This window comes from Porphyromonas uenonis DSM 23387 = JCM 13868, from assembly GCF_000482365.1.
In the GTDB taxonomy this organism is placed as follows: Bacteria; Bacteroidota; Bacteroidia; order Bacteroidales; family Porphyromonadaceae; genus Porphyromonas; species Porphyromonas uenonis.
In genome coordinates this window covers 157,567-181,514 of record NZ_KI535306.1, presented here as the reverse complement: position 1 = coordinate 181,514, position 23,948 = coordinate 157,567, and the positions used below count along the sequence as shown (strand labels likewise).

Here is a 23,948-nt window from a genome sequence, read left to right as displayed (position 1 = left end):
GTAGATATTTTTGATTTGCTAGGTAGGAATTGGGGGAATTCCTAGGTAGCTATTTGGCAAATTCCTAGGTAGGAATTCCGTTCTTCGGGAGAAAGGAGTAATCAGAGAGGTCTCGTAGACACTGTGTAGCGATAATCGAAATGACTATTTCCTAGTTATCGTCATGTGCCACTTCTAGACGGCTGATTATAATGCGTCAGTCCTGACGTATTCCCGCCAACAGTTATAATAGTAACGATAAAGTTGTATCTTTGCATATTATATGATAGGTTGAGTGATATGACGAAAAACACAATGGGTACGAAGCTACCCCGCAAATTAGAGCTAAAGATGCAGGAGGTAGGCGAGCAAATCAAGTTGGCTCGCCTGAGGCGTAACCTCTCCATCGCACAGGTCGCTGAGCGAGCTACATGCTCGACACTGACCGTCTCACGCATAGAGCGAGGCACGCCCTCCGTCTCTATTGGAATTTACCTGCGGGTGCTCTACGCCTTGCAACTCGAAGATGACATCCTCTACATCGCTCGAGAGGATGAGCTAGGGCGCCGCCTCCAGGATCTGTCGCTCGTTGCTCGTCGTCGAGCCTCTAAGAAAGAATAATCTATGCAGAAGCTACTGGTATACGCTGATTTTGACTGGCTGAAGGAGCCTGCGCTAATAGGAGAGCTGAGCTACGAATCTCTGCGTGGAGGGGATAGTTATGGCTTCAGCTTTGATGAAGAGTGGCTACGTAAGGCAGGCGAACTCCTCCTGAGTGCAGATCTTAATAACTACCCAGGAGTCCAATATACAGCGGCAGGTTGTGATATCTTCGGGTGTTTCTCCGATGCTTTGCCCGATAGGTGGGGGCGAACATTGCTCAATCGTCGAGAGCAACTCTTAGCCCAAGAGGAAGGACGTCCTCTGCGCCGACTCTCTTCATTTGACTACCTATTAGGAATTGATGATTACTCTCGGATGGGAGGCTTTCGATTCAAAGAGCGTGCAGATGCCGACTTTATCAATAGTACACCAACGCTAAGGGTTCCCCCCCTGGCAAACATTCGAGATCTGGAGTTTGCAGCCAGACAAATAGAGCAAAGCGAGCAGCAGAACGAACTTCCTGACAAAAAATGGATTGCACAGCTGATTCAGCCTGGCTCATCTCTGGGAGGAGCACGCCCCAAGGCAAGTGTGATAGATACGGATGGATCATTGTGTGTCGCAAAGTTTCCCTCCCGCCAAGATGACTATGATGCAGAGCTGTGGGAACATCTGTGCCATTTGCTAGCGAAAAGGGCTGGCATATCGGTGGCTGAGACGAGGACCCTACAGACCTCTGATAGTCGTCATACGCTTATCTCTCAGCGTTTTGACAGGACGAAGAGCGGGAAGCGTATCCACTTTGCATCCGCCATGACACTCCTCGGACTGCATGATGGTGACAATGCCACAAATGGCCACGGCTACTTGGATATCGTAGACTTTATCATTCGTTACGGTGCCGATGTCGACAACAATCTGCGAGAGTTGTACCGTCGTGTCGCTTTCAATATCTGTATCGGTAATAGTGATGATCACTTCCGAAATCACGGTTTCTTACTTACCCCAAAAGGCTGGACGCTATCTCCCGCCTATGATCTAAATCCGACACTCAGCAGGCACCAAAGCTTGCTGATCACGTCTACGTCTAACGAGGCAGACCTTTCGCTCCTAGGTGATGCCTCAGAGGAATATATGCTCAGTAGACCGGTCGCCGACAGCATCATATCGGAGGTATGTGAAGCTCTGAAAGACTGGCAGGCATTGGCCACTCAGCTGGAAGTCCCCAAGAGAGAAATAGCGAGCTTCGCTGATCGCTGGGCTCCCTTGGGGTAGACGCTCGGCGAGCTGTCTGGTCAAGAGCGTCTCGATATAACTAATTTACTTTCAGCTCAAAGCGACGAAGACTCCTTCGTCGTTTCCACACTTGGCCGTATTTCGTTTCCATGTTTGGCCGTATTTCGTTTCCTCTTTTGGCGCAAGAGGAGGGGGATCGCATCTTTTAGGGTATTGCATCTGTCAAAATAAGTACATATCTTTGCGTATCAAGAGTGAGGGGCACTTAAAGAGAGGCTGACTTCTCACTAAATTGACGTTTGAGATGTCACTACCCATATATACTGCTGAAGTCTCTCCACGAGATAAGTATGTTACTCTTCATAGTAGCATATACGGTAGTGTCTGCCTAGGTCAAGTCGCTGTGGCGAGCCTCGCCCAGTCTGCTCGACCCACTCGTATCGCAATAAATACTAAGCATAAAACAGAATAGAACTATGAGCCAGTACTTCATCGTCCTCTCCGGACAGAAAAGGGGACCCTACACGCTAGACGAGTTGGCGTCACGAGAGTTGACACCTGAGACTATGATCTGGACAGAGGGTATGGGAGAACCTTGTCCTGCGAGTGAGTTTGAAGAGCTACGACCACTTTTAGGGCAGCAGTCTCCCCAGACACAACAGTACCAGCAACCGCCCCAAGGAACGCAAGAACAGCCCAACCAGCAGGCTCCTAACTACAATGGTGCGCCTCAGGGTCAACAGTACCAGCAGGCTCCTAACTACAATGGCGCGCCTCAGGGTCGACAGTACCAGCAGACACCTAACTACAATGGTGCTCCTCAGGGTCAACAGTACCAGCAGACACCTAACTATAATGGAGCTCCTCAGGGTCAACAGTATCAGCAGACACCTAACTACAACGGTGCTCCTCAGGGGCAACAGTACCAGCAGGCTCCTCAATACAGATCGGACGGGTCAACGGCGAATCCATTTACGACCATTCCACCATCACAAGAGATAGAGGGTGTCCTGCCTCCTAACTATCTTGTATGGAGTATCATCCTGATATTCTTATGCTTGCCAGGAGGTATAGGTGCGACGATCTATTCATCTCGCGTTGGATCATGCTACAACAGAGGTGACTACAGGGGCGCTTGGGAGGCTAGTCGTACGGCTCAAGCCTGGGTCAAGTGGTCTTCGATAATATTCTTGATTTTCCTAGGATTGAACTTCCTTGGTGGCTTTTTCTCCGTATGGTAAACTCTAGGGAGAATCCAATGAGATTCGTATGACTAGAGACACAATGTTAGTAATTTATAGATATCTATGAGACAGTACTATATCGTCCACAACGGACAGGATGTAGGTCCTTATACGCTTGAGGAGTTGTCCTCTCGTGGGGTTACACCCCAAACGTTAATACGTGTCGAAGGCGTGGTCAATGCTTGTCCTGCTCAAGCACTGGATGAGCTACGTCCCCTCTTTGGACCGCAAGTGTCAGGTCCCAGTCCCTATGCGGGAGCTCCATCTTACAGTCCATCTAACGGCACACCTTATGGTACACCTTACGGCCCCGCGTATGGCGCCGGCGCCCCGATGGGTAGCCCTATGCAACCACAAAACCGTCCCAAGATGCCACCCGACAATCTTGTGTGGGGTGTCCTCTGCGCCATTCTTTTCTTCCCGCTAGGTATTATACCTCTTATTTACTCCATACAGGTCTCCTCACTCTATGACAGAGGAGACTACGAGGGTTCTGAGCGGGCAAGTCGTAAGTCCCTCCAGTGGGCTAAGGGTTTGGCCATTGCGGCTGCAGTGTGCATCGGCATTACTATAGCCATATTCATTATCGCAGCTATTGTAGCCGCATCAGCTGTTTCGGCAGCTGTTTCGGCAACTGTATAGGCGGTATCTTGGCTAGTCGATAAGGTTTTGTGTCTTACAACTGAAAGGACTGAACCATAACTGGTCGGAAAAGTAGACCTCACCTTAGATATCCACGGGAGAAGTTAATTTCACCCGTGGATATTTTGTTCTTCACGGAAGCGTTTTCAGACTTTTGAAAGGAAGGACGGCGAGTGGGTTAGGGGAGCTGTTGCAGGGGGAGGGCGATGCGGAAGGTGGTGCCGACTTGTAGCTCGGAGCGCTTGACGTAGATGCGCCCGCGGAAGTAGTGACGTATGATGCGACGTGCGAGCGACAAGCCGAGCCCCCAGCCACGCTCCTTGGTCGTGAAGCCTGGCTTGAAGATCATCCGCTGCGTGGCTCGTGTCATACCACGGCCCGTGTCGGTGATCTCGAGATAGGCGTTCTTGCCGTGTGCCTCTGTGGTGATGGTGATCGTACCCTTGCCGTCCATGGCGTCGACACCGTTCTTGACGATATTCTCTACGACCCAGCTCATGAGGTCGGGCGTGATGAGACAGTAGAGCTCTTCAGCTGCTGGCTCGAAGACGATCTCTACCTGTCTGGAGATGCGTCGCGCGAGGTATTGCACAGAGGTGGCGATCAGTCCGTTGAGCTCTATGGGCGAGAGCTCGGGTAGGCTGCCGACCTTTTGGAAGCGGTGTGCGATCAGCTCGAGGCGATTGACATCTTGGCCTATGCTCTCGATGATTTCGGGAGGTAGGTCATAGCTCTTGAGCAGTTCGGTCCACGCCATGAGCGAAGAGATAGGCGTGCCGAGCTGGTGGGCGGTCTCCTTGCTGAGTCCGACCCATATGCGGTCTTGCTCCCAGTGCAGTAGGCTGCGAATGGTGAGGACGAGGATGATGATGTAGAGGATGAAGATGCCCGTCTGCAGATAGGGGAAACGTAGCAATCGCCTTAGGTTACTGCTGTCGCTGTAGTAAAGGTATTGGCGCCCAGCGGTGCCTAGGTCTATCTCAATGGGTGCATAGCCAGAGCGAAAAGCCGTGAGTCGCCTCGCCAGATAGGTCGAGTCACGAGCGACCGCCACGGAGTCAATGTTTTTGTATCCCAAGATATTCCCGAGGCTGTCTGTGAGGATGAGCGGTATGGTCGTGTTTGACTCTAGGATTTGGAGAGCTAAGGCATTGAGCTGCTCGTCGCTTTGGCTGGCTATGCACTCGGTCGCCTCCGCCCAGGTCTGCATCTTGAGCCGCTCCTCGTCGGCCATGCGTCTCACGAGTGGCTCCGAGAGAACGAGCGGTAGGAGTGCCACGACGAGCGCCAGCACGACAAGTAGTATATTGGTAGGCAGGGTGCCGAGTAATCTCCTAGAAGATGACATGTGGGTGAGGATTAGAATGGCGTGCGCTTGATCCCAAAGGGTACTTTCGGCGCAAAGCTGTATCTTTGTAACGGTTATCTCACGCTTTTATTATCGTTCACGCACTTATGACCTCTACACAACACACGCGCCAGCGCATCGTCCAAATGGCCCACACGCTCTTTGTGCAGCAAGGAGTCGAGGAGACGACCATGGTCGCCATTGCTGAGGCTGTGGGGTGCAGTCGGCGTACGGTCTACACCTATTATAAGGACAAGCAGACGCTACTCATGGCGGTCATAGAGCGGGAGATTAGTCTGATGAGTCAGTCGCTGAGTGAAGTGCTGGCTCGTCCTGCCGATGCGATTACTAAGCTGATGGTGCTGCTGGACAATCATCTGCAGCTGATTCAGAAGACGGTGCAGAGACAGGGCGAGCACAATGCGAGCTTCTTTAGCGACACTTTCAACGTTGAGCGCCTTCGCCTCAAGTATGACCAGAGCGAGTACGACATGCTCAAGCGGATCCTGCAGGAGGGGTACGATCGTGGAGAGCTAGTGGTCCCAGATATCAACTCGACAGCCTACCTACTCCTCAAGAGCTTCAAGAGTCTGGAGGCCCCTTACATCAATCGCTACCACCATGAGTACGGCAAGGAGGACTACCTCCGCATCATCGCTGCGATGAAGCAGCTGCTCAGACAGGGACTAACCAATCATGCAAATACAAAACCTATAACTCAATAGAATCTATGAAACTACTTCAGGACAAAGTGGCTCTGATCACCGGAGCAGCACGTGGTATCGGCAAAGCGATCGCCACGAAGTATGCAGAGGCTGGATGCCATGTAGCTATCAGCGACCTCAAGGTGGCCGACGAAGCAAAGGATTACTACGCTCAGCTAGCCAAGGAGTGCGGTGTCACGATACGCACCTACGAGAGCAATGCTGCAGACTTTGAGGCAGCGCATCAGCTCATTGATCAGATCGTTGCTGACTTTGGCAAGCTAGACGTCCTAGTCAATAATGCGGGCATCACCCGTGACGGTCTGCTCCTGCGTATGAGCGAGCAGCAGTGGGATGCGGTGATCAATGTCAACTTAAAGTCCGCCTTCAATATGACCCATGCCGTGGCTCCCGTCATGATGAAGCAGCGTCAGGGTAGCATCATCAATATGGCGAGCGTCGTCGGTGTTTCGGGCAATGCGGGGCAGGTGAACTACTCGGCCTCTAAGGCTGGTATGATCGCACTGGCTAAGAGCGTTGCCAAGGAGCTCGGCTCACGTGGTATCCGTGCCAACAGCATCGCTCCAGGCTTCATCGAGAGCGATATGACGGCTGTCCTCAGCGAGGAGGTACGCAAGGAGTGGGCTAAGCAGATCCCGCTACGTCGTGGTGGCAAGCCTGAGGATGTGGCCAATGTGGCTCTCTTCCTCGCGAGCGACCTCTCCTCCTACATGACAGGACAGGTGCTCTCCTGCTGTGGCGGTATGAATATGTAATGCCTTAGTAAGCAGACCGATGCCTGACCTACAGATCCTCTACGAGGACAATCATCTCCTCATCGTCAATAAGCCGGCGGGGATGCTCGTACAGGGTGATAGCACGGGCGATACACCGCTCTCGGAGCTTGTCGAGCGCTATCTCATCGATAAGTACGACAAGCCTGGGCGGGCATTCGTTGGGGTCACGCATCGTATCGATAGACCGACGTCGGGGGCCGTGCTTTTTGCCAAGACTTCGAAGGCTCTGGCACGGCTCAACGCTATGTTTCAGCGACGAGAGATCCACAAAGTCTACCACGCTGTGGTCTGTGGGGCATTTCCTCAGAAAGCGGGCGAGGCCAAGGATCTGCTCTATCGCAATCGTAAGCAAAACAAGAGCTACGTCGTGACGGAGCCTCACGCTGAGGCTAAGCGCGCCTGGCTCACCTACGAGCGTCTTGCCGTGGGCGACCGTTACAGTCTGCTGGCCGTGACGCTCCATACGGGACGGCATCACCAGATACGTACGCAGCTCAGTCACATGGGCTACCCGATCAAGGGGGACCTCAAGTATGGCGCTCCACGGAGCAACAAAGACGGCGGGATCTCGCTCCATGCGCGTATATTAAGCTTCGAGCACCCCGTCACGCACGAGCAAATAGAGGTCGTCGCCCCGTACCCTGAGGACGATGCTATCTGGTCTTTGCTGAGCCATACGAAGTAACCTAGCAAGCCGACGAAACAAAAGGAGAGCTTCACCTAGCGTGAGGATCTCCTTTTGAGACTGTTGCATAAAGGCGAACCGCTGTGTTGCTTTCGGGATTCGGCTTCGGTTACATACGGAGGTATGCTCCCTTCAGACCTCACCCTCAGCGCCTTGCGCTTCATCCTTTCTGCAAAGTCAGGACAATCTTGCTAGCAAGATTGTGAGACTGTTGACTTTTGCAACAGTCTCCTTTTGCATTTGTGGGTGTGGAAAGTTTGATCGCTTGTATCGTACTGACGTGCTAGTAGTTACGAGTTCCAAAACTTGTTCCCCTCTTGGAACTTTTTAGTTCCAAGGGAGGAACTTTTCAGTTCCAAGGGAGGAACTCTTTAGTTCCAGAGGAGGAACTCTTCGGTTCCAGCGGAGGAACCGTTTATCGGATGGCGATGATGGGAGGTTTGTTAGGCTACGGCTGTAGCTTGTCTAGTAGCTCCTGGTAGTAGCTCCAGTCGGAGTCTTGGACTACTTCAAACTGTAGTGGCAAGAGGGGCAGCTCCGCCAGCACCTCCTCGAGACGATCGAAGAAGGGATCGTACGTGCGGCTTACATAGAGCCACACTTTGCGTCCTGGCTCTAGGATAGAAGCTGCGAGGATCGCCATCTTGTCCCGCTCCATAGCTGTCTGGAGCAGTTCGTCCACCGCCTCTATCTGCGCACTGTCCGTATCTGAGGGCTCTATGCCTTCGCCGTCAAAGGGATAAGCGATCTCGATCACAAAGCGGTACTTGCCCGTAGCGCGAAACTCCTCCAGCTCATCACGCACATGCAGGTGAGCCGTTTGGCCAGCTTCGCTCTCGGCCAAGCCGTTGAACCAATTGTCCGTCAGTCGCATAGTGGGTTACTTCTTGCCAATGGTTACACCACCGCAGGGAAGTTGGTAGGCGTGCGCAATGATGTCGGTACAACAGGGCGCACCAAAGGCTCCCGTATTGAGGCAGAGGTGGTAGTTGGTCGACTCGCCCCACTCCCTATTGGTCATCTGCTTATAGTTCTTGCGGCGGGCTCGGTCGGACTGCTCAATGCGCTTGCGCGCTTCGTCCTCAGTCTCCTCGTCGCCTCGCTGTAGGAGTGTCTTGACACGCGCCTCGACATCGGCATAAAGGAATACGTTGAGCACGTCGTCTCGGTCTCGTAGGATGTAGTCGGCACTGCGCCCAATGATGACGCAAGGGTTTTCCTCGGCTATCTTGAGGATGAAGTCGTTGAGATAGCGGGTCACCGAGGGTGTCTCGACGAGTCCCGTCATGGGTACGGAGAAGAGCGCTCCGTGCGACATCGGCATGAAGTCCAGCCCCGACGTTGAGGCGTACTCGCTCTGCTCCTCGACATAGTCGGCTGCGTAGCCACTCTCTTCGGCGATCATGCGGATGAGCTCCTTGTCGTAATAGGTCAAGCCGAGTTGCTCCGAGAGCTGACGCCCTATGGTGCGAGCTCCACAGCCATACTGTCTACTGATCGTAATGATGCGATAAGCCATATACTAATGGGAAATAGGTCTCTACAAATGGTGGGTGCGCTTAGCGCTACGAAGGAATATCTGAACCGTCAAAGGCAAAGGGCAAGAGGAGCCGACAGTCGCTGATAACGATAGCTTCGTCAAGTCCGCAGAGGATTACTTCAAAGGGTTTGCCCTGTCGCTTTGCCGTCTCCATCATCACCTGTCGGCACACGCCACAAGGGGAGATTGCCTCGACACGCTTGCCCTCCGTCTCGGCGACGATCATGAGTCGCTCCACGACAGCTCCTGGGTGGTGCGCTCCGATGGCGTAGAGGGCCGTTCGCTCGGCACAGAGCGTGGGCGAGAAGGAGGCATTCTCCTGATTGCATCCCAGCACGATCTCGCCATCCTCCAGTAGTGCTGCAGCACCTACATGAAAGTGACTGTACGGGGCATATGACCGGCGGGTAGCCTCTACGGCAGCCTCCTCAAGACGTCCGTAAACCTCTGGCCACTCCGAGCGGGGCAGCCGCGTGTAGGGGATTAGTAACTCCTTATCGCTCATAGTGCTAACTATTTAGATGTCTGAATAAACTAGAGGACAAGCTCAACTAGATGACTAGCCGAACTTGTCCTCTCCTTAGTTCTTGCAAAGATTCATTAGATCGTTGCCAAGCTCTCACAGGTCACACCGCTGGCGATACGACCGATAAGACCTGCTAAGACTTTGCCTGGTCCTAGCTCCACGAAGTGCGTAGCGCCATCGGCGACCATCGCCTCGACACTCTTCGTCCAGCGTACGGGAGCCGTGAGCTGAGCGATCAGATTGGCCTTGATCTCCTCCACATCAGTATGAGGACGAGCATCTACATTCTGATAGATCGGGCAGATAGGTGTGGCAAAGGTCGTTGCCTCGATAGCACGCTGCAGACGCTCCTTGGCGGGCTGCATAAGCGGTGAGTGAAAGGCTCCGCCCACCTTGAGTGGTAGCGCACGCTTAGCCCCCGCAGCCTTGAGCTGCTCGCAAGCCTCAGCGATACCCTCCATAGTGCCAGAGATGACTACCTGGCCCGAGCAGTTATAGTTCGCAGGAACCACCACCTGATCAGAGATGCCACGGCAGATCTCCTCGATCTTTTCGTCAGGCAGTCCGATGATCGCAGCCATCGTCGAGGGGTGTGCCTCGCAAGCGGCCTGCATAGCCAGCGCACGCTCCGAGACAAGTCGCAGTGCATCGGCAAAAGGCAAGGCGCGACTAGCAACCAGCGCCGAGAACTCGCCCAGCGAGTGTCCCGCAACCATGTCTGGTGCGAAGGCATCTCCGAGCGCCACCGTCATAGCCACAGAGTGGAGGAAGACAGCGGGCTGCGTTACCTTCGTCTGCTTGAGGTCCTCTTCGGTACCCTCAAACATGGTCTTGGTTAGGTCAAAGCCTAGCACTTCATCTGCCTCCGCAAAGAGCTTGCGTACCGCTTCGCTCTTCGTATAGATCTCTTGACCCATACCGACGAACTGTGCGCCCTGACCTGGGAATACAAAAGCTTTTTTCATATGTTCTTATCGATTAGATTAGTTCCAGAGCACGGACGAGCATGCGATAGCTACGCTCCACAGAGGGGATGCTCACACGCTCATCTGGTGAGTGTGGGTGCTGGATCTCAGGACCGAAGGAGATCATATCCATATCGGGCATGACACCCTGTATGATACCGCACTCGAGGCCTGCGTGCATCACCTTGACAGCGGGGTCCTTGCCGTAGACCTCCTTGGCAGCCTGACACATTACCTGCATAATGTGAGACTCAGCATTGGGCTGCCAGCCTGTGTAGGGCGCGTCAAACTCAACGCGAGCGTCCATCAGTAGGAAGCAGCTCTCGATGCTAGAAGCAACCCACATCTTGCGTGAGTCACTCGAGGAGCGGACGAGGAAGCGAACGGAGATATGTCCTTCGCCAGCTTGTACCTGAGCTAGGTTTGACGAAGCCTCTACTGTGTCGGGGAACTCCGAGAGCATCGAGATGACACCATTCTGACAAGCATTCAGCGCATGGATCAGCGCGTCCTGTATTTCGTCGGGCAGGATCGTCTTAGGACGGTCACAGCGCTCTAGAGAGACGGTGATGTGATTCTCGATCCCAGCGAACTCCTTATTAAATAGCTCCTCGTAGTCGGATACTAGCTCCCAGAGCGCCTCGGTGTCGTCCTCCTTGATAGATAGTAGAGCAACCGCTTCACGAGGTATCGCATTGCGCATGTTACCGCCGTCGATCTCAGCGACTAGAGCGCCGCACTGCGAGACAGCCTCCTTGAGGAGACGCGCCATGAGCTTGTTGGCATTGGCACGACCGAGGTGTATGTCCACACCGCTGTGTCCGCCCTTGAGTCCCTTGATCGTAAGGCGTACGCCTATCTCGTCTGCGTCAGGCTCGTGGTTGTCTTGGTACTCTAGAGAGACGTTGACATCGATACCACCAGCACAACCGACGAAGAGATCGCCCTCCACCTCGGAGTCTATATTAAGGAGTATGTCGCCCTTGCTAAAGCCTGGCTTAAGTCCGTTGGCACCGTCCATGCCGACCTCCTCATCAATGGTAAAGAGAGCCTCGAGGGGACCATGCTTGAGCGTATCATCAGCGAGGACCGCTAGAGAGAAGGCAACGCCCATACCGTTGTCCGCACCAAGTGTCGTGCCATCGGCCGTGATCCAGTCGCCTTCTTGCATCGTTTGGATAGGGTCGGTCTCGAAGTTGTGCACCTTGTCAGAGTTCTTCTGAGGCACCATGTCTAGGTGTCCCTGCAGGGTAGCTACGGGACGATTCTCTAGTCCTGGTGAGGCTGGCTTGCGGATCAATACGTTGCCCACCTCATCTACATGGGTCTCTAGTCCTAGTCGCTTGCCCTCGGCAACGACATACTCCCGTACAGCCTGACAGTGTCCTGTGGGGCGGGGTATCTGTGTGAGATCATAGAAATAGCCCCATAGTGTGGAGGGGGCGAGCTTTTGGTAGTCAGCTTTGTTCATCATAGCTTATTCTCTTTATTGTTTGATGCGTCTTCCAGTGGAGAGGCACGTTTTGTTGTGTAGCAACGTGGTACACGGTACCTTTGTTACTCTGAGGACAAAGGTAACAAAATAAGCGATACCGACAGGCTATACGGTCTGGTGCGCAAATAGGGCGTGCCCGCACCGCAGGCTGTCGCTCGTCTTTACGATTGCTTTTTGCCCGAGCGCTTCGTCGCTTGGTGTATCTGGTAAGCGTTGAGGAGGTTTTGCCAGATAGAGTAGGCGGCCATAGCGACGGAGGAGAGCGGGTTGAGGTAGCTCTGCGCTAGCCAGATGGCGATGGTCGAGTTCTTCTGTCCTAAGCTCTGCCCGAGCGTGATGCTCTCGCCGAGGACTCGCTTGCTGAGCCACTTGCCGAGGACAAACTGAACGATGCAGGCGATCAGACCCATCACACCGAGGAGGATCATCGTCGGAATCATCTCTCGTGGCTCCTCAGCGATGAAGTATACCGTATTGGCCATGATGAGCGAGAGACAAAGGAGCCAGACCCAGAAGCTCGCCGAGGGAATCTTCGTGAGCAGACGATAAGCGGGCTTGGCTCCATAGCGGACGGTCCAGGCGAGGAGTAGGGGCAGTGTGATGACCGGTAGCACACGGTAGAAGATTTGGACAAAGGTGGCTCCGTAGTCCATCGCACCACTGCCGAAAAAGCCCAGCAGAAGCGGTGCCAAGGCGATGACCCCCACGCTGGTCAGCAGGACATAGGTCGTGCCAAGGGCGACATTCCCTCCGAGGAAGCCGATGACCACGGGCGATGCGGAGGCTGCGGGACAGAAGAAGCAGATCATCAGTCCCTCAGCGAGGAGCGTGCTCTCGGAGATGCCCGAGTAGCGCACCAGCAGGTAGCCACCCACTGCTAGTACGATCTGTATGAACTGAAGGAGAAAGTGAATGGGGCGTATGCGCAAGTCTCTAGGCGTAAGCTTGAGAAAGCTAAAGAAGAGCATCAGCATCAGCATGTAGGGGATGGCGGGGCTCAGCGTGGAGAGCGGGCGATAGCCCACGATGCCGATCAGTATGGAGAGGGGGAGACCGTAATCTTTGAGTCGACGCATGAAGCGCCCTCGCAGGTCTGCTATATTATAGTGTCTAGTCATAGGGTAGTCGTGTGATTGGCTAAGACCGCCTCGACATTGCGGAGGAGGTCCTCGTAGGCGCATCGTCGCATTGAGGAGCCTATCGTTAGCGTTTCGTAGAGTTCGGGGGTAAAGTTTGCCAGCTGCTCATAGGTCAGCTGGGCAATGGCGGGGCGGATCATAAAGTCTGGTTCGTCGTGCGGTGCGCAGTGTGCATTGTGCGGGCAAACAGTCTGACAAACGTCACAGCCGAAGAACCTATTGCCTAGTCGCTCAGCGACACCCTCCGTCCAAGCGCCCCGATGCTCGATCGTCAGGTAGCTCAGACAACGATCCGCTCGGAAGGTGCCGTCAGCCTGCAAAGCGCCTCCAGGACAATGGTCGATACATCTTCGACAGCGACCGCAGTAGTTCCTATCTATCACCGTACCGTACTCCAAAGGCAGAGAGACAACGAGGAAGCCATAGATAAAGAATGTGCCCAGCTTAGGTATGATCATCATCTTCGAGCGACCCTGATAGGCGAGCCCGCTCTGCATGATCCAGTAGCGCTCCAGTAGCGGAGCCGTGTCGCAGCAGACACGCCCCGTGGCGCTCTGATCCACCTCTGACTGAATGAAAGCGAGGAGACGCTCCAGCTTCTTGCGTACCACCTTGTGGTAGTCGCGTCCGTAGGCGTAGTAAGCTACTTGGGGAGCCTCTAGCGGTTGCTTGACTGGTGGGTAATAGCTCTGCGCCACGACAATGATCGACTGAGCCTCGGGCAGCAACTTGCGAGGATCTGAGCGAACATCATCATAGCGCTGCAGGTAGTCTAGCCCAGCGTAAGCATCTCCCGTGACCGTCTGCTGATAAGCCTCCCACACATCAGGCGGGACGGCTCCTGCAGCTGCTAAGCCTACAGCGCTCAAATGTAGCTCATCGTGTGCATAGCGAACGATAAGCTCCGTCGGTGATAGCGATTGTTGGGTCATTTACCCCCAGAGGCATGCAGCGCCTCGGCACCCGCTTCAAGACGCTGGAGATGGCAGACGAGGAGCTTGCCTTCGTCGTCTCGTAGGTGCATACCATTGCCCAGACAGTACTTCCAGCTTTTACAATCGGCACAGGGCCCTGTCTTAGCCCACGAGCGATCACGGTAACTCTCGAAGCGCTCCTCCCACACCTGCCACAGGTCGTCGTGATGTATGTTGCCCTGCTTGTGGTCAAAGCGAATACTCGGGCAGGCGCTGATAGAGCCGTCGCACAGGATAGAGGCGACATTCACGCCAGCACGGCATTGGTAAAACTGCTTGCGCGTGCGCCCCTCGAAGGCGCCCAGATAGCCCTCACACCCATACTGCGCCTCGATTTCTCCAGCCTCATTCGTCTCGATGATAAACTGCATCATCTGGTAGTACTGACTGTCGGAGAGCTGGAGCTGCTTATTCTCCGCAGCGCGCCCCACGGGGAAGATGGAGAAGAGTCTCCACCGCTTCACACCCGCATCAATCAGTTGCTGGCGAAAGGCGGGGAGCGAGTCAAAGTTCATCGGATTGACACAAGTCACCACATCCCAGACCAAGTCCTCGGCCTGCGTGAGTAGCTGGATAGCCCGCCAAGCTCGTTCGTAGCTGAGTGGATGCCCTCGCAAAGCGTTGTGCGCCTCGGCAAAGCCATCTAGGCTCACCGTCGCTGTGTGTAGTCCAGCACGGCGCAAGCTCTCTAGGCGCTGCGTGTCGAGGAGCATCCCATTGGTCACGATGCCCCACGGGTAACCACGACGGTAGAGGGCTAGCCCCGCCTCCTCAATGTCTTGCCGCACGAGCGCCTCGCCACCCGTGAAGATGACCAGTAGCTTGTTGGGATCGACGTGAGGCGTCAGCCCGTCAATAATATGGATAAAGTCAGCGACCGACAGTTCATCGACACCGCTCTCCACGCGACAGTCGCTACCGCAGTGCCCGCAGTGCAGGTTGCAGCGTAGCGTACACTCCCAGAAGAGTGTCGTCATCGGGTGCCGACGCACATTATCCGCCTGCAGGACACGATGCAGGTCAAGGGCTATCCGCTGCTTGAATGCTGGACGTAGGAGCGTCTGCCCGATGGACTTATGCTTGCTTAGTTTCATTCGATGAGACCACAATCTCTAGTTCACTCTGGCTTCTCCGGCTCTATGATCTGCTTCGGCTCAAACATCGTCGTAGGCGTGCCATACATCACCATGCCCATACCGTCTGGTCTAGGGCTAGGCTTGGCGAGCGTTGTCGTGTCGGGCTGCTCCGACTTGCTACTCTCACTCGTCCTCTGTGTAGCACGTGTCTTACAGCTGGAGAACCCCAAGCAACCGATCAGCGCAAGCAGCGTGCCTGCGATTAGATTAGAAATGATATTTGAGAGCTTTCGCTTCATACACTATATATAGTAGAGTGAGGATAGAGGATCTACAGAGGTTACTTGCGCTCCACTTGGATCTCTATATCCTTCTTAACCTTGCCTTCGTTCCAGTTCCCAGAGCCTTTGCTGACGAAGTCGCTCTTCTTGACCTCTACGGTCACTTGTTTGTCTGTGACGACACCATTCTTCTCGCCATCGATGTCCTTCACCTCTAGGACCACCTGATGATCTCTGTGAAAGCCTGTGTAGCTCCCGTCTAGCTCAGCTTTGCCCTGAGCATCGGTGAGCTCCTTTTCGTCTCCACGGCCATCGGGTAGGTCTACCTGAAGCCCCTCGACAGGCTTGGCGTCTTGGTCCGTCACGCGCACCTTGAACTCATAATCGACTGTGGGCGTGCCATACTCTTCCATTCCGATGCTATCACAGCTGGCGAATCCCAGCCAGCCGAGTAGGAGGGAGGCTCCAGCGGATAGGAGCGAGCGTACGGATAGATAAACTCTTTTCATAGTGTGGTCGCTTTGATACTACGACAAATGTAATACAATTTATGGAAGGCGCACAGTAAACTTAGACCAGGTTACTTGCGCTCCACTTGGATCTCTATCTCTTTCTTAACCTTGCCTTCGTTCCAGTTCCCGGAGCCTTTGCTGACGAAGTCGCTCTTCTTGACCTCTACGGTCACTTGCTTGTCTGCGACGACGCCATTCTTCTCGCCATCGATGTCCTTCACCTCTAGGACCACCTGATGATCCCTGCGGGAGCCCATGTAGCTACCATCTAGCTCCGCATTGCCCTGAGCATCGGTGAGTTCCTTTTTGTCTCCATCGCTATGGGGCAGGTCTACCTGAAGACCCTCGACAGGCTTGGCGTCTTGGTCGGTGACGCGCACCTTAAACTCGTAATCGACTGTGGGCGTGCCATACTCAACCTTCCCAGAATCAGGAGTTTCCGAGCAACTAGAGAAGCCTAGCCAGCCAAGTAGGAGAGCGGCTCCAGCGGATAGGAGCGAGCGTACGGATAGATAAACTCTTTTCATATTGTGAGGCATTACTGATACAGCGGCAAATATAGCACAAAAAAAGGAATCTGCCAAAATGTCATTCGCTCAAAAAAGCGATCTCCACGGAGATAATCAGCAATCCCCACGGAGCAAACGACAAATTCTTCGGAAGAACGAAACAAAACTTCCGAAGAATGAAATGAAACTTCGGAAGAATGAAACCATAGCTCCGAAGAAATCTCGATTCTCTCCCATCTGGCTTTGCTTGCTCAAGCTCCCTTTTTGTGAGAAACTGAAAAAGGGCTGATCCCCATTAGAGAAATCAGCCCTTAATCGTGTTGTTTGAGATTATATTGGACAGTAGTGGATCCTAATCGTCTCCACTTTACTGTCTGGTCCTTTCAATCTCGTATCAGAGTACGACCTTCAGGGTAACTTGTCCTATAGCAAGGATGTAGTTCCCAGCATCTAGCGCACTCACGTCTAGGCGTAGTACCCCATCGTAGCCCGTTTTACCCTCTCGTACCAAGAGTCCATCTGCTGTGTATAGCTTGGCCAGAGTGTGGGGCTCAACACTTGAGAGCGTGAGCCACCCTTGAGATATTTGAGGTATGATCTGTCCAGGAGTTGTAACGATCTCTAGAGCGAGCGGGTTAGTACCTCCATTGGCTCCACCCTTGTAGTCGTTTACCTGCCAGTTCTTAGCCGTGGCGATGGCTATATCTTCAAGGTTATAACCATTGCGCTCGGAGGCTTTTGCGCTATTGATTGCATAGAGTTTGCCTTGAGTCTTGCCACTCCTATCGGATAGGGTGGTGAAGAGCTTCTTCATTGAAGATGCTGAGATGGCATTTTCGTAGCAGTAGAGAGCTTCTAGCTTTTTGTTCGCTGAGAGGTCAAGAGCGGTTAACTCGTTGTTTTCACAGGAGAGGGTTAGAAGCTCTTGTAGCGCAGATAGATCAAGCGTGTTAAGCTTGTTACCAACGCAGTATAAGGTCTCTAGCTTGACCTGCTTAGAGAGGTCTAAGGAGGTGACCTTATTATCGTTGCAAGCAAAGAAGACTAGCTCGGTGAGCTTGGAAAGATCTAGCGTGCTTACCTCATTGTCAGACAGCATAAGTACCTTGAGCTTGGTGTTGTTAGAGAGATCCAAGGTGGTGAATTTGTTGTTATTCAGAGATAGACTTGTGATATTAGGTAATTGAGATAGGTCTATCTCTTGTAGCTGGTTCTGATAGCAGTAAAGCTCCTTTAGGTTAGGCTGTGCTCCGAGGGTCATCTTGGAGATGAGGTTCTTGCTACAGTCGAGGAGCTCTAGACGATTGTTTGCCGAGCAGTCGATCTCAGTGAGCTTATTCTCCTGACATTTGATCTGATTGACAGCTCCATAGAGAGTCACAGAGGTAGTGCTCCTGGGGGCTGTCCAACCATTTTGCAGGATATCCTCTGTCAGCTCTTCGCCAAAGTCAAAGAGCTTGTTGTCGTTGAGGTCAAGCCATACAGAGTCTCTAGCCTCGCCCTCTGCAACCTTAATCTGTAAGTGCCACTCTCCTGTAGCTTCTTGAGCCTTTAGCGTGATGGCGGGTAGCTCGGTCGTGTAGCGAGTATTGTCGATTCCCTTGTACGGCTTAGAGGCATTGAAGTCTGTGACGGACCAGTGCTTGCTCTGTGCTAAGAGGACATCTGAGACAAGGATCTGATTCTTTTCCTTACCGTAGGTGGTGTTGACGAAGAATAGCTTACCTGGGTGGTCAGCTGTCTTGTCTACGAGCGAAGTGACAAGAAGGTGCGCCTCCTTGGCTTCAATACAATTGCCAAAGCAGTCAACACGCTCTAGCAGGGGAGCCTCATGAAGGTCTAGGCTCGTCAGAGCATTGCTGTTGAGATCTAGGGTCTTGAGCTGGGGCTTACGTCCGAGGGTTAGGTCAGTCAGTCCATTGCCATATGCCTCAAGCTTGATTAGCTCCTCGTTGTGTGAGAGATCTAACTGGGTCAAGCCCTTGTTGTAGTTTGACACGAAGGTGGTCAAGTGAGGTGCATGACTTAGGTCGATCTCAGTAATCTCCTGGAAGCTACACTCAAATCGAGTCAAATCTCCGTAGATGCGTAGCTTTTGGCTCCCGATCTCTTTGCGATAATTGGTGAATCGGAAGTCAAAGCCCTCATCTTCTCCTGGATCAAACGATCCGTTCCCGTTCAAATCAGCCCAGCAACTCTTCTGTGCCTCTTCGGAAGCATCAATGTTAAAGCTCCAAGATCCAGACTGGCGAGATGTAGAGAGCTCTATATACGGCTGGTCCGTCGTGTAGCGAGTACTAGGGTTATGACCATCAGAGGTTACGGTCACCTCGTCAATGATTACCCCAGTGCCCACCTCGTAGCTATAGCGAGCTGGATGGACAAAAGCGATCCGAATACTCTTGCCTGCGTAGGCAGTTAAGTCTATTTTTCGCTCAAAGGCAGGTGTCTTATCTTTACTAGATTCTATGGTTGGCTTATTGAATAGCGTTACTTTAAAATCTTCTGGAGCTATACCACTTTCAGATAGTAAAACCTTGTAACCATCAACGCGCTCTTCTTTCTCTACCGTGTAGAAGTAACCATCAAGATAGCTAAGCGTAGCCTTGGTTGCATCCTTAGGAATTACTATAGTGGGAGTGATCAACCAGTCCTCTGGCTTTAGATAAAAGCCGAATCCCTCTTCGTTCTCAAAGTCAAAGTGGGTCATGTAGTAGCTATAGCTGACCAAAGCGTCTGCAGTACCGCCTAGACCGCCTAGAGTCGATAGCATCTCGGCACTGATACGATCTTTTTGGTCCTTGGCGAGGGGTAGCCAGCAGTATCCGTCTTCGTCCTGATCATATACACGCCAGGTCGTCGGAACTTTGGAGTCGTCAAATCCAAACTTTGTGGGGAAGGTTGACACTTTCTCTTCGTCTCCGAGCACGGTGACGGAGATTTCTTTAGTTGCATCGCCATATTCGTTAGAGACCTTCACGCGCACTTTGTATATCCCTGGCTGAGACCATACAGGCCTAAAGGTATTAGCATCTGATGTTTCTGTAGTTCCGTCAGCAGACCACTGAATGGAGGTGAGGTTACCCCAGTATCGAGTGCGACTCTCAAAGTATCCAGTCTCACCAACAAAGAGTGTCTCAACCCCTCCTATTGACTCTACGATTGGGGCAGACTTGGTTCCTACTTGCTTATCTAGTAGCTCTCGAATGATGGCACTGTAGTTTTCCACAGGCTTCATGTCTTCGCTGAGCAGCATTTTTGTGACATCCAGGCACCAGCCTGATGGCTCTATCAAGTAAAACTTAGGAAGATAAGTCCACAAGAAGCCATAAGTAGGACTAAACCTACTTGTGTTTAGAATAGGATATGGGATAGTGCCTCCATCTGTCCAGTCAAATCCATTACCCCAGTATGAGGAACCCTGTATCTCCTCCAGTGTCGTGCTGTCTGTATTAACCCATATCACCTCTAGTTCCTTAGTACCCTCGGGACCATAGGTTGCATATAGATTTTTGAGCATCCCCTGCTTGTGGATCTCTTGTCCATTGACACTCCATATACCACACAGCTCTACGAGAACAGCCTTACCCTCACTGAGGTAGTCGGGTATGCTAACCTTCTTGTCGTAGATGTCACGAGTTATGTAGTGATGATTGAGATAGAAGTAGCCCGTACGCTCTAAAGGTAGCTTGGGCTCTGCTCCCCCTCTTGAGCTACACGTCAAGAGTAGGAGTAGGCTAAGGAAGATAGAACTGCTTAGCCGATAAAATGCTAGGTGATTTTTTGCCATAGTCATTTGTCGCTTTAAGGGTGAATAAAGATGAGGTCACCGTAATAACCTCTAGATATGCTACTCGCAAAGATAGGAAAAAAGCTACGATGTAAACAAATTTTACGATTAGGCTTTGCAGAACGTACATTCCACCCGCTAATGCAATTTCTCACGCATGGCTGACGCATAAAAATGAGCTCGTTTTATTTCCTACCTAGGAATTGCCCAAATTCCTCCGTAGATATTTCTGATTTGCTACCTAGGAAATGACCAAATTCTTCGGACTTATTTTTTGATTCTTCCGAAGTTTCATTTGATTCCTGTCGTTCCCTGAAATTGGTTGACTGTTTTTTTGCTGAAACTGATGTCGGTTGACATCGTTTTCGTCGTCAAACTAGAATGAGTTGTCTCGACTTTTCAAAGATACTGATTTTAGTTGACTCTGGTAGTTTGGGGTTGTTTCTCGTGGTATACCCCGGGCTTGTTTTTTTTCTTTTTCAAATCGGATAAACTCCCCGTCGGCAATGCAACTGACTAAGCCAAACGCCTGTAGCGGAGCGGAGGGCGTTTGGTGTGTCAGGTGCATTGCCGCTCTTTGTGTTCCGATTGAAAATGAAAAATCCAGTCTCTTCTCTCTTTGCTGAAATAAGTTCTATTTAGCTGGTTACTAGCTCCTTTGACTCTTCGTCTTTTTGAGCTTTCAGAATGGCTTCTTCACGATAGCTACGCCATCGTTTCTTCAGGGGACCCGTACATTCCCTAGCTTCTTGTGGGGTCATATAGTCGATGCTCATATGAGGGCGAATGGTGTTATAAGTCTCTATAGCTTTGCTGATTGCACGATTTGCCTCATCGATGCTACGGAACATTTTGCCCTTTAAGAATTCGTTCTTAATGGTGCTGTTTACCCGCTCTGACTGGGAGTTCTCTTTAGGGTCTCCTGACTCTGTCATGCTGATTTGTATTCCTCTTTTCTTGAGCATGTTAGTGTACTGCCGACTGGCATATTGGGTGCCTCTATCGGAGTGATGGATGAGGCGGCTTGCCTCCTCTTTGGGAAGTCGCTTGAGGGCTTGCTTTAGTGCTTTGCAGGGGTATTCTGAGATGAGACTTTCCCCTAGGCTATAGCCAACGATCTCCTTCGTGTAGTTATCCAAAATCAGGGATAAGAAGCAGAACTCAATGCTGTGATCTCCTCGCTCCAAGGGGATGTAGGTGATGTCGCTGCTCCACACTTGATTCGGACGGTCGGGGATAAGCTCCTGAACGAGGTTGGGATAGGTGAGCAGGTCGTGGGTGGAGTCCGTGGTGCGAGGAGCTTTGTAGCGCCTGGGTATGCGGACGTAGAGCTTGTGCTTGCGTATGTAGCTCACAAACTTGTCTCTACCAACGGGATAGCGGGTTCCCCACTCCCTGCAATACTGCTTCCACAGCGAGGTGCCTCCGATGCCTGGATTGCTTTTCCGTGCCTCCATAATATAGCTTGTCACTATAAACTCGAGCTCAGATTCTCTCAAGGGCGTGTCGGACTTGAGGTGCTTGTAATAGGCTTGTGAACTCTTATTTAGCACCTTGCAGACCGTCTTGGTTGGGTATTTATACTGATCTCGCATGGCTGTTACGACGAGTGCCCATTTTTTTTTTGCTCATCAATGCCGTACACCTCCAAGCAGGTCTTGAAGACATCTCGCTCTAAGCAGGCTTGGTCAAGAGCTTTTTCGAGCTCTAGGATACGTGCTTTCAGGGCGACATAGTCGTCCTTGCGGAGCTCCTCTGAGGAGGTCCCTTGTGGGGGTATTCTCTTTTTGTTCATAGCTTTAGCCACTTCAGGGTTTTCTTGCTCAAAGATACGAATCCAATTGCGAATCGTACATGAAGTCACCTGATACTGGTTTGCTAGAAGCTGGATCGAGTAGCCATTTACATAATAGCGCTTTAGTGCTTCAAGCCGTTCGGCGGTTGTGGCATGTCCCTTGGTTGGGCGACTTTTTGACCCCTTTGCGGGCATCGCCTTCGTGTCTTTTGTCTGTTTCATTGTACTCATAATTATCTTACTTACGAGTCAACTTTTTTCAGGGTAAGACATCCTCCGAAGAATTTTTTATTCCCTAGGTAGGAATTGGGGGAATTCCTAGGTAGCTATTTGGGAAATTCCTAGGTAGGAATTTCATTCTTCGGAAGGAAGGTGTAATCAGAGAGGTCTCGTAGCCACTCTGTAGCAATAATCAAACCGTGTATTTCCTAGCTATCGTCATATGCAACTTCTAGACGGCTGGTTATCATGCGTCAGCCTTGGCTTGTGATTCTCTTTACGAATAGTGGTACCTTTGCAGTTAGGAAGGGGAACATCACGATAGAGGTGTTGACGCTTCGCCCTCCTTAACCCTATGGGAGCAATCTTACGAAATATGATAACTCTATAATCTGATTACGGCTATGCGCTGGCTTCATAAAGTACTTGGCACCGTCTGTGCCCCGCTCTTCCTCTTATGGTTGATCTCGGGAGGAGTGATGATCTTTTGCTCCTTTCCCCGTCTCGGGGACAAGGACTTACCGCTACAGGATACCCTTGCGACCTCGGCGGCTCTACCGTCGGAAGCTACGCTACAGGCGAAGCTACAGCCTGGTGAAGAGCTGACGGCACTCTCGCTCACCACGCATTGTGGCGAGCCGGTGTGGAGTGTGGAGACGAGCGAGGGGGGGTATCTGTGGCATGCGGACTCGCTACTTACGACGGCTACGGATTCGGTGCCAGAGGCTTGGTATGAGCAGTATGCGTCGCGCTTTAGCTCTGCGCCTATCGTGGCGGTTGATACGATACGACACATAGACACCTGGACGCCTTACCCGAGGGTCAAGAAGGATCTGCCCCTCTACCGATACCGCTTTGACGATCCTGAGGGAACTTACCTTTATCTCTCTAGTCAAACGGGCGATGCGGTGCAGCTCTGCACTCGTTCCGAGCGTATTGGGGCATCGTGTGGTACGATTCCCCACATGTTTTACTACTGGTGGCTACGGCAAAACCGCACCGTCTGGCTTTGGGTCATCTCAATCTTCGCTTCGCTGGCTGTCATCGCTGCTTTTACAGGGCTATACCTTGGGATACGCCTTTACGTCCGTATGTGGAGACGGACGAAGCGTCTGCGCAGTCCCTACAAGCGTCAGAAGACTTTGCACTGGCACCTCGTCGGAGGCGTGATCTTTGGTCTGTCGCTAACGCTTTTCGCCCTCAGCGGGGTGATGTCGCTCTACGATCTGCCGTCGTGGATCGTGCCTCAGCATGAGACTGAGACGAAGCGCAAGGAGGCGCAGGTCGCAGAGGCTCCACAGCTGGGTCGCTCGGACATGTATGACTATCGCTTGCTACTTGACCTGGGCGGTGTGCAGCAGATCACTTGGCGTAGCTATGGCGGGCACCCTTACTATGAGGTGCAGCGCCACGGACAACTGGAGAGCTGGGATGCGCTAGGTGAGGCTCCACAGCCGTTGCATCTGACAGAGCAGGATATCAAAGCTAAGCTCACGCCTGTGCTGGGAACTGCCGACATGCAGATCGAGCTGATGGATCACTACGACAACTACTATGCTAGCTTAAATGATAAGTATGAGTTGCCGATCTATCGCATCTCAGCACAGGACAAGGAGTCGAGCCGTCTTTACATCAGTCCGACGACTGGAGAGACACGTTATTACAGTCTCAACGGACGGGTCAAGAAGTGGCTCTACCCCTTCTGTCACAACCTCCGTATCGGCTTCTTTGCGGAGCATCCGACGCTACGCATCATTTGCATGCTGGTGCTGGTACTGGGTGGTTTGGTCGTCTCGGTGAGTGGTGTAGTGCTCGGTTTTCGTTATCTTCGCAGAGTCATTCGTCGGGCGAAGTCTCGTCGCAGTAAATAAGCGGTGGGCGAAGTCCGT

The 23,948-nt window shown here is 52.4% G+C and carries 23 protein-coding genes; 8 read left to right on the top strand and 15 right to left on the bottom strand.

Annotated features, from left to right (window positions below):
- The first annotated feature begins 279 nt into the window (after positions 1–279).
- The 4 genes from L215_RS0104430 (at position 280) to L215_RS0104415 (ending at position 3,704) form a co-directional block, all read left to right on the top strand.
- Positions 280–600 (top strand): helix-turn-helix domain-containing protein, encoded by a 321-nt coding sequence (locus L215_RS0104430; RefSeq protein WP_025884187.1) that lies wholly within the window; start codon positions 280–282, stop codon positions 598–600.
- 3 nt (positions 601–603) lie between these two features.
- Complete coding sequence (locus tag L215_RS0104425; RefSeq protein WP_025884189.1) at positions 604–1,857, top strand: type II toxin-antitoxin system HipA family toxin; 1,254 nt, start codon at positions 604–606, stop codon at positions 1,855–1,857.
- 437 nt (positions 1,858–2,294) lie between these two features.
- Positions 2,295–3,059 (top strand): CD225/dispanin family protein, encoded by a 765-nt coding sequence (locus tag L215_RS09595; RefSeq protein ID WP_025884191.1) that lies wholly within the window; start codon positions 2,295–2,297, stop codon positions 3,057–3,059.
- 66 nt (positions 3,060–3,125) lie between these two features.
- Positions 3,126–3,704, top strand: a complete 579-nt coding sequence (locus tag L215_RS0104415) for a CD225/dispanin family protein (RefSeq protein ID WP_025884192.1) — start codon at positions 3,126–3,128, stop codon at positions 3,702–3,704.
- Between the two features lie 178 nt (positions 3,705–3,882).
- Here the strand turns inward: L215_RS0104415 and L215_RS0104410 are convergent, their stop codons facing one another.
- Positions 3,883–5,052 carry a sensor histidine kinase gene (locus L215_RS0104410; RefSeq protein WP_025884193.1) on the bottom strand — a complete coding sequence of 390 codons (1,170 nt, stop codon included), beginning with the start codon at positions 5,050–5,052 and terminating at the stop codon, positions 3,883–3,885.
- 107 nt (positions 5,053–5,159) lie between these two features.
- Between L215_RS0104410 and L215_RS0104405 the strand changes: the two genes are divergently transcribed.
- Genes L215_RS0104405 through L215_RS0104395 form a run of 3 tightly spaced genes read left to right on the top strand, consistent with a single transcriptional unit; the run spans position 5,160 to position 7,238 of the window.
- Positions 5,160–5,777: a TetR/AcrR family transcriptional regulator gene (locus L215_RS0104405; protein ID WP_025884194.1), complete on the top strand. Its 618-nt coding sequence runs from the start codon at positions 5,160–5,162 to the stop codon at positions 5,775–5,777.
- Positions 5,778–5,782: 5 nt separating this feature from the next.
- On the top strand, positions 5,783–6,532 hold the full coding sequence (fabG, locus tag L215_RS0104400; protein WP_025884195.1) for a 3-oxoacyl-[acyl-carrier-protein] reductase: 750 nt from the start codon (positions 5,783–5,785) through the stop codon (positions 6,530–6,532).
- Positions 6,533–6,551: 19 nt separating this feature from the next.
- Positions 6,552–7,238, top strand: a complete 687-nt coding sequence (locus tag L215_RS0104395) for an RluA family pseudouridine synthase (RefSeq protein ID WP_025884196.1) — start codon at positions 6,552–6,554, stop codon at positions 7,236–7,238.
- Between the two features lie 448 nt (positions 7,239–7,686).
- Here the strand turns inward: L215_RS0104395 and L215_RS0104390 are convergent, their stop codons facing one another.
- The 14 genes from L215_RS0104390 to L215_RS0104320 all read right to left on the bottom strand — a co-directional run bounded on the left by L215_RS0104390 (position 7,687) and on the right by L215_RS0104320 (position 22,062).
- Positions 7,687–8,112 carry a DUF695 domain-containing protein gene (locus tag L215_RS0104390; RefSeq protein WP_025883740.1) on the bottom strand — a complete coding sequence of 142 codons (426 nt, stop codon included), beginning with the start codon at positions 8,110–8,112 and terminating at the stop codon, positions 7,687–7,689.
- Positions 8,113–8,118: 6 nt separating this feature from the next.
- On the bottom strand, positions 8,119–8,757 hold the full coding sequence (locus L215_RS0104385; protein WP_025883741.1) for a cytidylate kinase-like family protein: 639 nt from the start codon (positions 8,755–8,757) through the stop codon (positions 8,119–8,121).
- 46 nt (positions 8,758–8,803) lie between these two features.
- Positions 8,804–9,283, bottom strand: coding sequence for a cytidine deaminase (gene cdd, locus L215_RS0104380; protein ID WP_025883743.1), 480 nt, complete (start codon positions 9,281–9,283; stop codon positions 8,804–8,806).
- Positions 9,284–9,378: 95 nt separating this feature from the next.
- Entirely contained in the window at positions 9,379–10,269 is an 891-nt protein-coding gene (gene fabD / locus L215_RS0104375) for an ACP S-malonyltransferase (protein ID WP_025883744.1), read from the bottom strand.
- Between the two features lie 13 nt (positions 10,270–10,282).
- Positions 10,283–11,743, bottom strand: coding sequence for an aminoacyl-histidine dipeptidase (locus L215_RS0104370; RefSeq protein ID WP_027451405.1), 1,461 nt, complete (start codon positions 11,741–11,743; stop codon positions 10,283–10,285).
- A gap of 182 nt (positions 11,744–11,925) precedes the next feature.
- Positions 11,926–12,882, bottom strand: coding sequence for a bile acid:sodium symporter family protein (locus L215_RS0104365; RefSeq protein WP_025883747.1), 957 nt, complete (start codon positions 12,880–12,882; stop codon positions 11,926–11,928).
- The gene (gene queG, locus L215_RS0104360; protein ID WP_025883748.1) at positions 12,879–13,835 is read right to left on the bottom strand and encodes a tRNA epoxyqueuosine(34) reductase QueG; all 957 of its coding nucleotides are present in this window, start codon (positions 13,833–13,835) and stop codon (positions 12,879–12,881) included. Before queG ends, L215_RS0104365 begins: the two co-directional genes overlap by 4 nt.
- Complete coding sequence (locus tag L215_RS0104355) at positions 13,832–14,971, bottom strand: TIGR04133 family radical SAM/SPASM protein (RefSeq protein ID WP_027451404.1); 1,140 nt, start codon at positions 14,969–14,971, stop codon at positions 13,832–13,834. The genes queG and L215_RS0104355 overlap by 4 nt, the downstream gene beginning before the upstream one ends.
- A gap of 23 nt (positions 14,972–14,994) precedes the next feature.
- Positions 14,995–15,252, bottom strand: coding sequence for a hypothetical protein (locus L215_RS0104350; protein ID WP_025883750.1), 258 nt, complete (start codon positions 15,250–15,252; stop codon positions 14,995–14,997).
- Between the two features lie 41 nt (positions 15,253–15,293).
- Positions 15,294–15,743 (bottom strand): radical SAM-associated putative lipoprotein, encoded by a 450-nt coding sequence (locus L215_RS0104345; RefSeq protein WP_025883751.1) that lies wholly within the window; start codon positions 15,741–15,743, stop codon positions 15,294–15,296.
- Positions 15,744–15,814: 71 nt separating this feature from the next.
- A complete protein-coding gene (locus tag L215_RS0104340) occupies positions 15,815–16,273 on the bottom strand; it encodes a radical SAM-associated putative lipoprotein (protein WP_025883752.1) in 459 nt (152 codons plus the stop codon).
- Between the two features lie 376 nt (positions 16,274–16,649).
- The gene (locus tag L215_RS0104330; protein WP_027451402.1) at positions 16,650–20,045 is read right to left on the bottom strand and encodes a leucine-rich repeat domain-containing protein; all 3,396 of its coding nucleotides are present in this window, start codon (positions 20,043–20,045) and stop codon (positions 16,650–16,652) included.
- A 638-nt stretch (positions 20,046–20,683) separates the two neighbouring features.
- Positions 20,684–21,640, bottom strand: a complete 957-nt coding sequence (locus L215_RS09295; RefSeq protein WP_044111749.1) for an IS3 family transposase — start codon at positions 21,638–21,640, stop codon at positions 20,684–20,686.
- A gap of 5 nt (positions 21,641–21,645) precedes the next feature.
- Complete coding sequence (locus L215_RS0104320) at positions 21,646–22,062, bottom strand: helix-turn-helix domain-containing protein (protein WP_044111745.1); 417 nt, start codon at positions 22,060–22,062, stop codon at positions 21,646–21,648.
- A 401-nt stretch (positions 22,063–22,463) separates the two neighbouring features.
- Here L215_RS0104320 and L215_RS0104315 point away from each other — a divergent pair, with 401 nt between their 5' ends.
- Positions 22,464–23,930: a PepSY domain-containing protein gene (locus L215_RS0104315; RefSeq protein WP_025883754.1), complete on the top strand. Its 1,467-nt coding sequence runs from the start codon at positions 22,464–22,466 to the stop codon at positions 23,928–23,930.
- Positions 23,931–23,948 lie beyond the last annotated feature (18 nt).